We start from the raw sequence: 12,383 nt of genomic DNA, 5'->3' as shown, positions 1-12,383 counted from the left end.
AGAGATTTATTCAACCTATTCAATCGACTACACCCTCTGCCCCGTGTTGGCACAGCGCTCGCAAGGAAAGCGTCGGACCAGCTCGTCATGGGAGTGTCGCAGATGGTCCGAGATGTGAGGAGCCTCGGGGAGCAGAGGATGCCAGGCGTTCGTTGGGTGAGGATTGTTGGGGTGGCCTGCGCCGCGCTGTCAGCGCTGGCGCTCTCGGTCGCGCCTGCGCGTGCGACCTCGCGCATCAAGGATCTCGCCAATATCGAAGGCGTGCGGCAGAACCAGCTCATCGGCTACGGCCTCGTCGTCGGCCTCAACGGCACCGGCGACACCCTCAACAACATCCCCTTCACCAAGCAGTCGCTGCAAGCGATGCTCGAGCGCATGGGCGTCAACATCCGCGGCGCCACCATCCGCACCGGCAACGTCGCGGCCGTCATGGTGACCGGCAATCTGCCGGCATTCGCGACGCAAGGCACCCGCATGGACGTCACCGTCTCCGCGCTCGGCGATGCCAAGGATTTGCGCGGCGGCACCCTGCTCGTCACCCCGCTCCTCGGCGCCGACGGCAACGTCTATGCAGTGGCACAGGGCTCGCTCGCGATCTCCGGCTTTCAGGCCGAGGGTGAAGCGGCCAAAATCGTACGCGGCGTTCCGACCGTAGGACGCATCGCCAACGGCGCCATCATCGAGCGCGAGATCGAGTTCGCGCTGAACCGGCTGCCGAACGTGCGGCTCGCGCTGCGCAACGCCGATTTCACCACCGCCAAGCGCATTGCAGCGGCGATCAACGACTATCTCGGCGTCAAGAGCGCCGAGCCGATCGATCCCTCGACAGTGCAGCTGACGATCCCGCCGGAGTTCAAGGGCAACGTGGTCGCCTTCCTGACGGAGATCGAGCAGCTTCAGGTCGATCCGGATCTCGCCGCCAAGATCGTCATCGACGAGCGCTCGGGCATCATCGTGATGGGCCGCGACGTCCGCGTCGCCACCGTCGCGGTCGCGCAGGGCAATCTCACGGTCACGATCTCCGAGAGCCCGCAAGTGAGCCAACCCAACCCGCTGTCGCGGGGTCGCACCGTGGTCACGCCGCGCTCCAGCGTCGGCGTCACCGAGGACGGCAAGAAGTTCGCCGTCGTCAAGGACGGCGTCTCGCTGCAGCAGCTCGTCGACGGCCTCAACGGCCTCGGCATCGGCCCGCGCGACCTCATCAGCATCCTCCAGGCGATCAAGGCCGCGGGTGCGATCGAAGCCGACATAGAGGTGATGTGATGCAGACCGGCATGCTCAACACCGCGCACGTCGTCACCGCCGCACTCTCGAACCCAGCGTTCTCCGTGGAAAGCCGCAACGGCCGTCCCGATTTCGAGCTCGCCGCAGCGTTGCAAAAGGTCTCGCCGCAGCAGCAGGCCAAGACGCAGAAGACCGCCACTGACTTCGAGGGCATGTTCCTCAACAGCATGTTCGCGCAGATGACTTCGGGGCTGAAGGGCGAAGGCCCGTTCGGCGATACGCCGGGCACCGGCGTCTGGCGCTCGATGCTGACCGAGCAATATTCCAAGAACTTCGCCAATGCCGGCGGCGTCGGTGTAGCCCGCGACGTCTACCGTACCCTGATCATGCAGCAGGCCAAAACCACTCTTCGTACGGCATAAGGTCAAACGAGATGAACCACTTCAACGCGTCACGTCGGCCGATGCCAGCGCAGCGCCCGAACAATACGCCCGAGAGCGCCGCTGCGCGCAAGCTCGCAGAGGACCTGATGGACGCGATGAGCGCCCTGCTCGGCCTGATCGAGCGCGAGACCGAGCTCGTCCGTGCCGGCAAGGTTCGCGAAGCGATGATGATGGAAAGCCAGAAGCAGGAGCTGTCGCGGCGCTACGCCGGCGCCGTCAGCCAGTTGAAGGCGAACCAGGTGCAGCTTTCGAAATCCGCGCCCGAGCTACTCTCGACGCTGCACCGCCACCACGACGCCTTCCGCGCCATGCTTCAGGTCAATCTTACAGTGCTCGCGACCGCCCATGCGGTCTCCGAGAGCGTCGTGCGCGGCGTCAATGCCGAGATCCAGAAGCGCAACGTGCCGAACACCTATACGGCGGCGGGCCGCCGCGCCACGCCTGGCCCGCGTCACATCACGCCGCTCGCGGTCAGCCGCACGCTCTGAGCGCAGACAAGGAACTCCATCCAATTTTACGAAAAACCGTGCGGCGAAAGCGTCGCGCGGTTAGTCACGTTTGCTTACCCGGTGTTCAATCCTGGTGTTCCATGGTTGCGTATTGAGAGGGGTTGGGATTTGACTCACACGAGGCAACCAGGAGGCTGCCATGAGTACAGATTTCAGCATCAGGCCGGTGGGGATACCGGTCGCCGCGCTACCCATAGCGACGTCGAGCGCGGCGGCCAACGACGCCGTGCGGACCGATTTGCCCGCGAGCCAGACCGTCAGCGCGAGCGACGCTGGCGCCGCCGCGCGCAATGATCTGTACAGTCAGAACGTTTCGCGCCAGGTCGTGTTCAACCAGGCCGCCGCATCCTTCGTTTTCCAGGTCGTCAACGAGAAGACCGACCAGGTCGTGGAGCAATTTCCGGACGAAGCGATGCTGCGCCGCCGCGCCTATTTTCACGCGCTCGACCTCAGCAAGGCCGACGCAGAACGCCCGCTGTCGACCGACCGCAGCGCCTGAAGTCGTGGAGGCTGATCAGCAGAGCTAAACGCTCTGCTTCAGCAACTCGTCCTCCCGTTTGACGAGTTTCTGGATCTCCTTCAATGAATTGTACAGAGAGCCGCTCAGGATCAGCTTGCTTGCAGCCTCGATCGACGTTCTGAAGCTTGGCACCGCCTCGAGCAGATCCTTGACGAAGCTCACATAGAGCTCCTGGTATTTCGGGATGTCGTTCTCGAGGTACATCATCTGAACGCAAAGATAGAGCCGCTTCACCGGCGTGTCGGCGGTCTCCGCGGTCAGGAGATCCTTCTCCCGCATAATCGGCGCCTCTCCCGAGATCAATAGCCTGGTTCGCGCATCTGAGTTGGTGATGAGGCTTTGGCCGATGATGATTCGCTCGAAGGGCTTCAGTTCAACTTTCAGCGCCATCGCTGTTACCTCCTGCGCTCATACCAAAAACAAGCCGTCTGCGACGAAGCGAGAGATGAAAGACTCCTGCTCCAGCGAGCTGACCAGGTTCGTCGGAGGGAACCCCACCGCCGGCTGCGCACGGGCCGGCTGAGCTACTTTCGAACGGTCGGCTTGCCGGCCGTAGCGCGGATTTCCGTTGCCAAACGGTAAATGGGTTTGGTTAACGAGACATTAACTACCGCGGCGCGACAACGCGGATCGGTGACCAGGACGCTTCGCGATGCCGCGATCAGACCAGGTCGGCGTACGCCGTATTGAGCACGTTCGCTCCGGTCGCAGGATTGGTGACGACCGTCTTGATCTGCGCGTGACCGATCTTCTTCAGCAGGAACTTGGAGTCGCCGATTCGGAAGGAATTTTCCTTGATCAGCACGTCCTGGTACTGAACTGGGCCCGTGCCGCTCTGGTATTTGACCTTGGCGCGAAATCCTTGAACGTCAGAGATTGAGAACGAAAACTTCTCGCCTGTGGAATACGTCCCCTTCCAGGTTCCGGTATAAAGGGTGGAATCGACCGGAACATACTTCACATTCGATGACGAAGCCGTTGGCGCTGTCTTATAGCTGTTGCTCAGAATGCTAAGGATGTCCGCCATCGCTTGAATTCACCTCAATCGGCACGTCCGCTCAGGCGCGCCCGCTCAATCCGGCTGCAATGTTGCGGTTTATCTCGATCAACGACTTGAAGTGCTCCCGCTGGGGGCTGATCTGCAGCGCCGCTGTCTGGGACAGCACGAAGATGCTGATGTTGGCGATGTTCTGCCGAACATCCATTGGCTGCGGGTTCCCATCGCGCTGAGCTTCGCTGAGAAAGATTGTCCAGAGCTTGCGGTTATAGATCAACGCCTCGGACATCTGCACATAGCTCGCTTCGGGGTCGGATACGACGGCTTGCAGCTTGTTCGCCGCTTTCAACAATGTCTGGGCTTCAATATCGCGCGGGGATGAGGTGGTACTCGCGACGCGCGCGTAGGCTTGAGCGGCAGCACTAGACATTCGTCACCTCAGCAAACCTTGTTCCGTCTGACAAGTTTCCGGACTTCCTCGTTGTAACCCCTAAAGGCGGCCAATTAAGATTAACTTACTCGCTGCCCGAATTCGCGTCATCAGATTTGACCCAGGGGAGTTTCGGGCTCGAACCGAGCGCGGCTTTCGAGATCATCGCTGACCGGTCTGTTTCGGCCGAAGCAGGATTCCCCGGCCAGAACCGCGGCGTTGTCCAGCACTGCCCCAGCCGTCGCCGATCGGAACGTATCGTTAACCACATTTCGTAAGCAGTGGTTAATCATATTTTAAAAGCTTTTGTTCACTCTTGCGGAGGCTGAAACCACAAAGCGCATTGACCCGGACTAGGACGCCGGCGGTGCACACAAGGGAAGTCATTCAAATGTCCGACGTCGTCCTTACCGCGGCAGTCCGTCAGAATCTGCTCTCGCTGCAGGGCACCGCTGATCTGCTCGCGACCACGCAGGGCCGTCTCGCCACCGGCAAGAAGGTCAACAGCGCGCTCGACAATCCGACCAACTTCTTCACCGCCGCCGGTCTCGATGCCCGCGCCAGCGACATCAGCAATTTGCTCGACAGCATCGGCAACGGCGTGCAGGTCCTGCAGGCCGCCAACACCGGCATCACCTCGCTGTCGAAGCTGGTCGATACCGCGAAGTCGATCGCCAACCAGGTGCTGCAGCAGCCCACGGGCTACAGCACCAAATCAAACATCCAGTTCACCGGCACGGGCGCTCCCACCGGGACGGGCGGAGCCACTTCCGCGGACCTCACGACAAGTAAGCTCAACGGCGGCGTTTATACGTTTACCAATTCCGCCGGCACTGCTGCCACGATCACCATCGGCACTGCCCCGTCAAGCTTCAATCCGGTGACCAAGACCGCACAGGTCCAGTCGCTGGCACAGCTCAATCAGGCACTGGCGGATGCGGGCGTCAACCTCGCGGGCTCAATCACCGGCCCTGACAGTCTGACTCTTACGTCGACCAATGACGGTGCGGGACAGGTGATCACGGGTACCGCCGTTCCCGCTGCTCCCGTCACGCTGGACGCCATCAATATCAGCGGCAATGCCGCGGGCGGTGGCGCAGGTGGTGCCGTCGTTGCGGCGGTGCCCGACCCGATCTCGCAGCAAGCCAGGGCGACCCTCGTCAGCCAGTACAACCAGATCCTTCAGCAGATTACCACCACAGCGCAGGACGCCTCTTTCAACGGCGTCAACCTGCTCGATGGCAACTCTCTGAAAATGATCTTCGACGAGACTGGCAAGTCGACGCTGACGATCGCGGGCGTGACATTCAATCCGAACGGTCTCGGCCTGAGCCAGTTGACCGCCGGCGTGGATTTCACGGACAACGTCCTGACCGGCAAGGTTCTGACCTCGCTCAATGCCGCCAGCACCACGCTGCGGTCGCAGGCCTCCGCCTTCGGCGCCAACCTGTCGATCGTGCAGATCCGCCAGGATTTCTCGAAGCAGATCATCAACGTGCTGCAGACCGGTTCGTCCGCCCTGACGCTCGCCGACACCAACGAGGAAGCGGCCAACAGCCAGGCGCTGTCGACTCGTCAGTCGATCGGGGTGTCCGCGCTCTCGCTCGCCAACCAGTCGCAGCAGAGTGTGCTACAGCTCTTGCGTTGACAGCTGAGTCCGGCCTCTCTGCGGGCGATAAAATTGGGGCGGCGAGGCTTGGCTTCGCCGCTTCTTGTTTTTGTTCTCGTTCTCGTAGCAAAAACCTGTGGGCACGACGACAACTCGACCGCCCTGACAGGCTAAACGAGAAACTCGTACAGCGGCCGACGCGAGGCAGTGGCGCACGGTTTCCAGGACGACTCTCATGCAGCCAACAAAACGGCGGGGCCGAGGCCCCGCCGCAATTCCGTAGCAAGACTTTTGTCGAACTCAGCGCAGCAGCTGCAGAACGCCCTGCTGCGACGTGTTGGCGAGCGACAGCGCGGACGTCGCAATCGACTGGCGGGTCGACAGCGCCTGACTGTTGGCCGCTTCCTCGTTGGAGTCGGCCAGCGTCAGGGCGGACGAACCGGTCTGAAGCACGTTGATGATGTTCTTGTTGAAGTCCTGGCGGATCTGCACGATCGACAGGTTGGCACCGAAGGCCGACGCCTGCGACCGCAGGGTGACGCTGGCGGTGTTGAGCGCCGTCAGAACGGTGTTGGTTGCAGTGTTGTCGATGAAGTCGCTGCCCGCGGTGAGCGACTTCAGGCCGAGACCGTTCGGATTGAAGGTCACGCCCGCAATCGTCACGGTCGATTTGCCGGTTTCGTCGAACACCAGCTTCAGCGAGTCGCCGTTCAGCAGGTTGATGCCGTTGAACGAAGCGTCCTGCGCCGTGGTGGTGATCTGCGTGATGATCTGGTTGTACTGGGTGACCAGCGACGAGCGCGTGGCCTGCGACACCGGGTCGGCAACCGCGGCGACAATCGTTCCGGCGGTGAATGCTGCACCGCCAGAGATATCCACCGAGGTCGACGAAGTGGCCGACGGGGCGGCATAGGTACCCGTGTTGGTGATGGTCTGGGAGGCGGCATCGTTGGCCGAGGTGAAGGTCAGCGAGCCGTTGGTGTTGAAGCTTGCGATCAACTGAACCCCCGCCGCCGAAAGTGCCGCGTTAAGGCTGCTGATCGAGTTGACGTTGCCAGCACCGGCCACGTCCGTGACGGTCAGCGTGGTCGTGCCAGACGCAGTCTTGAAAACCAGCGATTGGCCCTTCAGCGCGTTGGCGGTGCCGCTGCCGATGTTGACCAGATCGGTCGCGGTGCCCGCAGCGCCAGTGGCCGGCGCGTTGCCGGTGAAGGTGGCCTTCGAGCTGTAGCCCGAGGGCTGCTGCAGCACCTGGTTGGCGATCGACTTCGCGGTATCGACCAGCTTCGACAGCGAGGTGATGCCGGTGTTGGCGGCCTGCAGGACCTGCACACCGTTGCCGATGCTGTCGAGCAAATTGCTGATGTCGCTGGCGCGGGCATCGAGACCGGCGGCGGTGAAGAAGTTGGTCGGATTGTCGAGCGCGCTGTTGACCTTCTTGCCGGTGGCGAGACGGCCCTGCGTGGTCGCGAGCAGATCAGCGGTGCCCTGCAGCGAGAGCAGGTTCTGGCGGACTGCCGCGGAGAGCGTGATGTTGGACAGAGACATGCGAAACGACCTTTCTGGTGTAACTCAGCGGGCCTTCCTTGGCCGCGCATGGGGGAACCCTAGGGACGCTATGGTCAACAAAGGATAAAGCAGACCGGTCTTGGTTAACGGCCGAGGCGCTTTCGAAAAATTATGGTTAACAAACGGTCAAGGCCGGTCGATCGGTTAAGCAGCCTCCGCGGCGCCGGGCCTCGATCGATTCCGGAAAACACAAACTGCAGCGCGAAAAAAAAGCGGCGGGGCCGAGGCCCCGCCGCTCTTCCAGATCGAGAACTGCGCCGGGCTCAGCGCAGCAGTTGCAGAACGCTCTGCTGCGACTGGTTGGCCAGCGACAGCGCGGACGTCGCAATCGACTGGCGGGTCGACAGCGCCTGGCTGTTGGCCGCTTCCTCGTTGGAGTCGGCCAGCGTCAGGGCGGACGAGCCGGTCTGAAGCACGTTGATCAGGCTCTTGTTGAAGTCCTGGCGGATCTGCACGATCGACAGGTTGGCGCCGAAGGCCGACGCCTGCGACCGCAGTGTCGTGCTGGCGGTGTTGAGCGCCGTCAAGACAGTGTTGGTCGCAGTATTGTCGATGAAGTCGGTCCCGGCGGTGAGCGAACCCAGACCAAGACCGGCCGGATTGAAGGTGACGCCGGTGATCGTGGAGGTCGATTTCCCGGTTTCGTCGAACACCAGCTTCAGCGAGTCGCCGTTCAGCAGGTTGATGCCGTTGAACGACGAATCCTGCGCCGTGGTCGTGATCTGCTGGATGATCTGGTTGTACTGGGTGACCAGCGACGAGCGCGTGGCCTGCGACACCGGGTCGGCGACAGCCGCAACCACCGTACCGGTGGTGAAGGCCGCACCGCCCGAGATGTCCACCGAGCTCGACGAGCCGGCACCCGGCGCCGCATAGGTGCCGGTGTTGGTGATCGTTTGCGAGGCGGCATCATTGGACGAGGTGAAGGTCAGCGAGCCGTTGGTGTTAAGGCTGGCGGTGAGCTGAATACCCTTGCTCGACAGCCAGCTGTTGACGGCGGTGATCGAGTTGGCACTGTTGGCACCGATCACGTCCGTGATGGTCAGCGTGTTGCTCGCGCCACCTGCGGTCTTGAAGACCACGGTCTGGCCCTTCAGCGCGTTGGCGGTGCCGCTTCCGATGTTGACCAGGTCGGTCGCAGTACCGGCGGCGCCAGTTGCCGGCGCATTGCCGGTGAACGTGGCCTTCGCAGAATAGCCCGACGGCTGCTGCAGCACCTGGTTGGCGATCGACTTCGCGGTATCGACCAGCTTCGACAGCGAGGTGATGCCGGTGTTGGCGGCCTGCAGGACCTGCACGCCGTTGCCGATGCTGTCGAGCAAATTGCTGATGTCGCTGGCGCGGGAGTCGAGACCGGCGGCGGTGAAGAAGTTGGTCGGATTGTCGAGCGCGCTGTTGACCTTCTTGCCGGTGGCGAGACGGCTCTGCGTCGTCGCGAGCAGGTCAGCGGTGCCCTGCAGCGAGAGCAGGTTCTGGCGGACTGCAGCGGAGAGGGTGACGGTGGAGAGGGACATGGAAACAACCTTTCTGGCGTTACGCAACAATCGGCCTTCTTGGCCGAGGACCGGACCGTACGAAGCAAGTGATCAACGAAAACTGAATCGGTCCCGCAGGAATTCCTGATCCCGACGCCCTTCGGAGCGCATGCTTTAGGAAGGATAAAGATTCTCCACAAAACATGATGCGATCCACGGCGGCCGCCCGATCACACGCTGATCACATGGTTAACGAGCAACGAACATGTTGCAGAAGCAATGGCTCGCATGCCAGATTACAATCTCAGCGGTGGCGCCGCGGTCGCTAGTTGCAAAAGATCGATGGAGAACAAGCATGGCTCTCAAGGTCGAGCTCAGACCGCACGAACGCATCATCATTGGCAACTGCGTGATCACCAACACCGATCAGCGCGCCCGTCTTCTCATCAACGGCGAGAATGTGCCGATCCTGCGCGAGCGCGATATCCTCACGCCCGAGACCGCCGATACGCCGGCCAAGCTCGTCTATCTCGCGGTCCAGCTGATGTACATCTCGCCGGATCCGCAGTCACAGCACGGCACCTATTTCAACCTGGTGCGCGACATCGTCACCGCCGTACCGAGCGCCTGGCCGATCATCGAGGGCATCAACAACCATATCATGAGCGGCGATCTGTACCGGGCGCTGAAGGATGCCCGCAAGCTGATCGCCTATGAAGAGAAGCTGCGCGACCAGTACAATGCAGCGCATCCCGAAAGCGACGTCAGCACGGCCGCCTGATCCAAGGTCTTAAGACCTAAGCTAGACGACCCGCGCAAACGACAACGGCCCCGGATCATCTCCGGGGCCGTTGTCGTTCCAGCGGGTCGCTTTTACGGCGCCGCGAGCGGCGGCGCCTCAACGTCGATCAATCCGCCGGTTCGCCGCATACCGAACCTGATCACGGCCGATATCAGCGCGTCGATATCCATCTCCGCGGTGCGATGATTGACGATCGCCGCGCGGATCGCGAACTTGCCGTCCAGCGTCGTGCCTGACGGTGCGGCGATGCCTGATACCTGGACATCGGCGACGATCTCCCGGTTGATCGCATCGTCGGCGCGATAGCGGAAGCAGACGATATTGAGATTGACCGGCGCAAGCAGCTCGAGACGCGGTTCGGCGAGCACGCGCGTCTCGAGATATCTTGCGAGCGCGCAACTGCGCGCGATCACCGCACCCAGACGGTCGGTGCCGAATGTCTTCAGCGTGAACCACGTCTTCAGCGCGCGGAAACCGCGCGACAGATCCGGACCGAGATCGCACGGCCAGACAGCGCCGGCCGCAAGCCCCCTCGCCTCGCGGCTCAGATAGGCCGCCGGCTGTGCAAAGGCCTGCCGGTGCCGTTCGCCGTCGCGCACCAGCAGGAAGCCGGCATCGTAAGGCACCTGCCCCCATTTGTGGAAGTCGAGCGCAATCGAATCCGCGAACTCGATGCCCTCGAGCAGCGGCGCAAGCTCGGGCGAGAGGATCGCGAGCGCACCGAAGGCGCCATCAACGTGAAACCAGAGACCTTCTTCGCGGCACAGATCCGCGAGCGCCCTGAGATCGTCGATCGCGCCGATGTCGACGGTGCCGGCCGATGCCGTGACCAGGAACGGCTTGAAGCCAACCTCGCGATCGATCGCAATCTGCGCGCGCAGCGCGGCGACATCGATGCGATGATCGGCATCGATATCGATCTTGCGCAGCGCATCGGTGCCGAACCCGGCGACGTCCATCGCGCGGGAGATGCAGCCATGCGCGGCCTTCGACGCGTAGGCCGTGAGCAGCGCGCCGTCATTGCCGATACCGTGTTGCCGCGCCGGCGCGCCGAGCGCGCTCGTGCGCGCAACCAGCACCGCCATTAGATTGGCCATCGACGTCCCGGTGACGAAAATGCCGCTCGCGCCTTGCGGAAAGCCGAACAGGCCGCGCATCCACTCGACGATCTGGCGCTCGACCTCGATCGGCATGTGATCGCGGCCGCCGAGATTGGCGTTGAGGCCGGCCGCGATCATCTCCGCGACCATGCCGACGGCGGTGCCACCGCCGTGCACCCAGCCCATGAAGCCGGGATGAACGTTGCCGGTCGCGTAAGGCGCGACGTGCTCGGAGAATTCGCGATACACGTCCGCGAGAGAAGTCGCTTCGCGCGGCACGTCAGTCCGGATTGCCGTGCGAATCTCGTCGGGGATCGGCTGCCAGACCGGACGCGCGCGGACATTGGCGATGCCGTCGATCGCCTCGTCCAGCATGCGATGGGCGAGTGCACGAAACTCGCTCCAGTCCTGCGGATCGAGCGATCCGTTCGTGGCAGATATCTGCGTGTTGCGGATGATCTCGTTCATGCTGCGCTCCCCACGCTCGTTCTTGCATGCCGCGACAGCATCGCCGTGAACGCGGCAAATATCTTGCGCATCTGCGGCGGCTTGTACGGAAACACCACCGGCGAATCCATGTTGTGCACGACGGCGGTGTTGTCGGCCTCGAACACCAGAAGCTCGCCGTTCTGGTTCTCGGCGCAGTCGACGATGAAGTAATCGAGGCCGACGCGCCGGCTCATTTCGTCGAGCGCATTCCTGTGACGTGACGCGAAGGCGCGATCGAAGTCTTGCATGAAGATGGCTTCTTCGGCGCGCTTCTCCTCGCTGAACGCCATGTAGGCGTTGAGATACCAGATGTCCCAGCGATCGGCGATCGCCATGTGACAGGCATAAGGCTTGCCGTCGACCATGGTGAGCCGGATCTTGCGAAAGAGCCCGTCGGGACCAGCGTAGTTGACGAAACGCGCGACGAAGAAATCCTGCTCCTCCCGTTCGGCAAGATAGGCCGCGAGCGCGGAAGCATCGTCGATCTTCGCAAGCCCGACACCGGCATGCGTGCCGCGCGGCCGCGCAATCATCGGAAAGTGCAGTTCGCCCGAGATCTCAGCGCAGGCGATCCGTCCTTCCGAGAGAGCCGTCAATTGCGCACGCGTCGCGTTGGCGGTCACGGGAATATCGAGACCGGGGATATCAGCCAGCAACCGATAGAGCTTGTCGCGATCGAGATTGCCGATCAGCTCGGGGCGATTGAGCAACGGACGCGGCCAGCACGGCGCGGCCTTCTCGATCAGCGCCAGCGCTTCGCGGCATTCCTCGGAATCGGATGCGACCACGATGGCAACGTCGTGATCGGGCAGCGTTTCGGGCAAGCCTGTTGTCTTGGTCACATAGAGCGTCAGGAGCTCGATGTCGGAGCCTTCGAGCAAAAATTCGATCGGCGTGTTGCCGCCCATGTCGATGTCGGCCGCCAGCGCAAGCACGCGCAAGCCCGGCTTCGGCACTGGGGCGGGCGTACGAAACAGTTGGTGGAAGGAGAGCACCTCGGACTGGATCACGAGCCCGGCTTCCTTCTCGCCCATCAGCTGGGCAATCAGCGACAGATCGAGGCCCTCGCCCGCCTGCGCCGTGCCCTCCGCGATCCGGGCCAGCAGCCGCTCGCGCAACGGATGCAGATCGACGCCCTCGAAGGCCTGGCGCGTCAAATGCGCAAAGCCGATACGGTCGGCAAAGTTCGGCGCGGCAAGCGTATGCAACATCTCAC

13 protein-coding genes are annotated in these 12,383 nt (G+C 62.5%); 6 read left to right on the top strand and 7 right to left on the bottom strand.

Annotated features, from left to right (window positions below; translation table 11 throughout):
- The first annotated feature begins 138 nt into the window (after positions 1-138).
- From FXB38_RS13560 to FXB38_RS13545, 4 genes are all read left to right on the top strand, one after another.
- Positions 139-1,263, top strand: coding sequence for a flagellar basal body P-ring protein FlgI (locus tag FXB38_RS13560; RefSeq protein ID WP_148751350.1), 1,125 nt, complete (start codon positions 139-141; stop codon positions 1,261-1,263).
- Positions 1,263-1,646 (top strand): flagellar assembly peptidoglycan hydrolase FlgJ, encoded by a 384-nt coding sequence (flgJ, locus tag FXB38_RS13555; protein WP_187434851.1) that lies wholly within the window; start codon positions 1,263-1,265, stop codon positions 1,644-1,646. Before FXB38_RS13560 ends, flgJ begins: the two co-directional genes overlap by 1 nt.
- 11 nt (positions 1,647-1,657) lie before the next feature.
- Complete coding sequence (locus FXB38_RS13550; RefSeq protein ID WP_148751348.1) at positions 1,658-2,155, top strand: hypothetical protein; 498 nt, start codon at positions 1,658-1,660, stop codon at positions 2,153-2,155.
- Between the two features lie 160 nt (positions 2,156-2,315).
- Entirely contained in the window at positions 2,316-2,675 is a 360-nt protein-coding gene (locus FXB38_RS13545; protein WP_148751347.1) for a hypothetical protein, read from the top strand.
- Between the two features lie 24 nt (positions 2,676-2,699).
- Here the strand turns inward: FXB38_RS13545 and flbT (FXB38_RS13540) are convergent, their stop codons facing one another.
- The 3 genes from flbT (FXB38_RS13540) to flaF form a co-directional block, all read right to left on the bottom strand.
- Positions 2,700-3,086 (bottom strand): flagellar biosynthesis repressor FlbT, encoded by a 387-nt coding sequence (gene flbT / locus FXB38_RS13540; RefSeq protein WP_148751346.1) that lies wholly within the window; start codon positions 3,084-3,086, stop codon positions 2,700-2,702.
- A 271-nt stretch (positions 3,087-3,357) separates the two neighbouring features.
- On the bottom strand, positions 3,358-3,723 hold the full coding sequence (locus FXB38_RS13535) for a hypothetical protein (RefSeq protein WP_148751345.1): 366 nt from the start codon (positions 3,721-3,723) through the stop codon (positions 3,358-3,360).
- A 31-nt stretch (positions 3,724-3,754) separates the two neighbouring features.
- A complete protein-coding gene (flaF, locus tag FXB38_RS13530; protein WP_148751344.1) occupies positions 3,755-4,123 on the bottom strand; it encodes a flagellar biosynthesis regulator FlaF in 369 nt (122 codons plus the stop codon).
- A gap of 391 nt (positions 4,124-4,514) precedes the next feature.
- Here flaF and FXB38_RS13525 point away from each other — a divergent pair, with 391 nt between their 5' ends.
- Positions 4,515-5,771 carry a flagellin N-terminal helical domain-containing protein gene (locus tag FXB38_RS13525; protein ID WP_187434850.1) on the top strand — a complete coding sequence of 419 codons (1,257 nt, stop codon included), beginning with the start codon at positions 4,515-4,517 and terminating at the stop codon, positions 5,769-5,771.
- Positions 5,772-6,032: 261 nt separating this feature from the next.
- Here the strand turns inward: FXB38_RS13525 and FXB38_RS13520 are convergent, their stop codons facing one another.
- Together FXB38_RS13520 and FXB38_RS13515 are read right to left on the bottom strand one after the other, a co-directional pair.
- Positions 6,033-7,280 carry a flagellin N-terminal helical domain-containing protein gene (locus tag FXB38_RS13520; protein WP_148751343.1) on the bottom strand — a complete coding sequence of 416 codons (1,248 nt, stop codon included), beginning with the start codon at positions 7,278-7,280 and terminating at the stop codon, positions 6,033-6,035.
- Between the two features lie 284 nt (positions 7,281-7,564).
- On the bottom strand, positions 7,565-8,815 hold the full coding sequence (locus FXB38_RS13515) for a flagellin N-terminal helical domain-containing protein (protein ID WP_148751342.1): 1,251 nt from the start codon (positions 8,813-8,815) through the stop codon (positions 7,565-7,567).
- A gap of 316 nt (positions 8,816-9,131) precedes the next feature.
- On the opposite strand from FXB38_RS13515, the gene flbT (FXB38_RS13510) reads away from it, so the two are divergent.
- Positions 9,132-9,557: a flagellar biosynthesis repressor FlbT gene (gene flbT, locus FXB38_RS13510; protein WP_148751341.1), complete on the top strand. Its 426-nt coding sequence runs from the start codon at positions 9,132-9,134 to the stop codon at positions 9,555-9,557.
- Positions 9,558-9,649: 92 nt separating this feature from the next.
- On the opposite strand, the gene FXB38_RS13505 is transcribed toward flbT (FXB38_RS13510), so the two are convergent.
- Positions 9,650-11,146: a pyridoxal phosphate-dependent decarboxylase family protein gene (locus FXB38_RS13505; protein ID WP_148751340.1), complete on the bottom strand. Its 1,497-nt coding sequence runs from the start codon at positions 11,144-11,146 to the stop codon at positions 9,650-9,652.
- Complete coding sequence (locus FXB38_RS13500) at positions 11,143-12,378, bottom strand: ATP-grasp domain-containing protein (protein ID WP_148751339.1); 1,236 nt, start codon at positions 12,376-12,378, stop codon at positions 11,143-11,145. The genes FXB38_RS13505 and FXB38_RS13500 overlap by 4 nt, the downstream gene beginning before the upstream one ends.
- Positions 12,379-12,383 lie beyond the last annotated feature (5 nt).

It is taken from the genome of Bradyrhizobium cytisi (assembly GCF_008123515.1).
In the GTDB taxonomy this organism is placed as follows: domain Bacteria; phylum Pseudomonadota; class Alphaproteobacteria; order Rhizobiales; family Xanthobacteraceae; genus Bradyrhizobium; species Bradyrhizobium cytisi.
The sequence above is the reverse complement of the archived record's forward strand: the minus strand, read 5'-3'. Positions and strand labels throughout refer to the sequence as shown.

Coding starts and splice junctions, on each gene's coding strand:
- FXB38_RS13520 (WP_148751343.1), bottom strand. CDS start 7,280: ATGTCTCTGTCCAACATCACGCTCTCCGCGGCAGTCCGCCAGAACCTG.
- flgJ (WP_187434851.1), top strand. CDS start 1,263: ATGCAGACCGGCATGCTCAACACCGCGCACGTCGTCACCGCCGCACTC.
- FXB38_RS13545 (WP_148751347.1), top strand. CDS start 2,316: ATGAGTACAGATTTCAGCATCAGGCCGGTGGGGATACCGGTCGCCGCG.
- flaF (WP_148751344.1), bottom strand. CDS start 4,123: ATGTCTAGTGCTGCCGCTCAAGCCTACGCGCGCGTCGCGAGTACCACC.
- FXB38_RS13525 (WP_187434850.1), top strand. CDS start 4,515: ATGTCCGACGTCGTCCTTACCGCGGCAGTCCGTCAGAATCTGCTCTCG.
- FXB38_RS13535 (WP_148751345.1), bottom strand. CDS start 3,723: ATGGCGGACATCCTTAGCATTCTGAGCAACAGCTATAAGACAGCGCCA.
- FXB38_RS13500 (WP_148751339.1), bottom strand. CDS start 12,378: ATGTTGCATACGCTTGCCGCGCCGAACTTTGCCGACCGTATCGGCTTT.
- FXB38_RS13505 (WP_148751340.1), bottom strand. CDS start 11,146: ATGAACGAGATCATCCGCAACACGCAGATATCTGCCACGAACGGATCG.
- FXB38_RS13515 (WP_148751342.1), bottom strand. CDS start 8,815: ATGTCCCTCTCCACCGTCACCCTCTCCGCTGCAGTCCGCCAGAACCTG.
- FXB38_RS13560 (WP_148751350.1), top strand. CDS start 139: ATGCCAGGCGTTCGTTGGGTGAGGATTGTTGGGGTGGCCTGCGCCGCG.
- FXB38_RS13550 (WP_148751348.1), top strand. CDS start 1,658: ATGAACCACTTCAACGCGTCACGTCGGCCGATGCCAGCGCAGCGCCCG.
- flbT (WP_148751341.1), top strand. CDS start 9,132: ATGGCTCTCAAGGTCGAGCTCAGACCGCACGAACGCATCATCATTGGC.
- flbT (WP_148751346.1), bottom strand. CDS start 3,086: ATGGCGCTGAAAGTTGAACTGAAGCCCTTCGAGCGAATCATCATCGGC.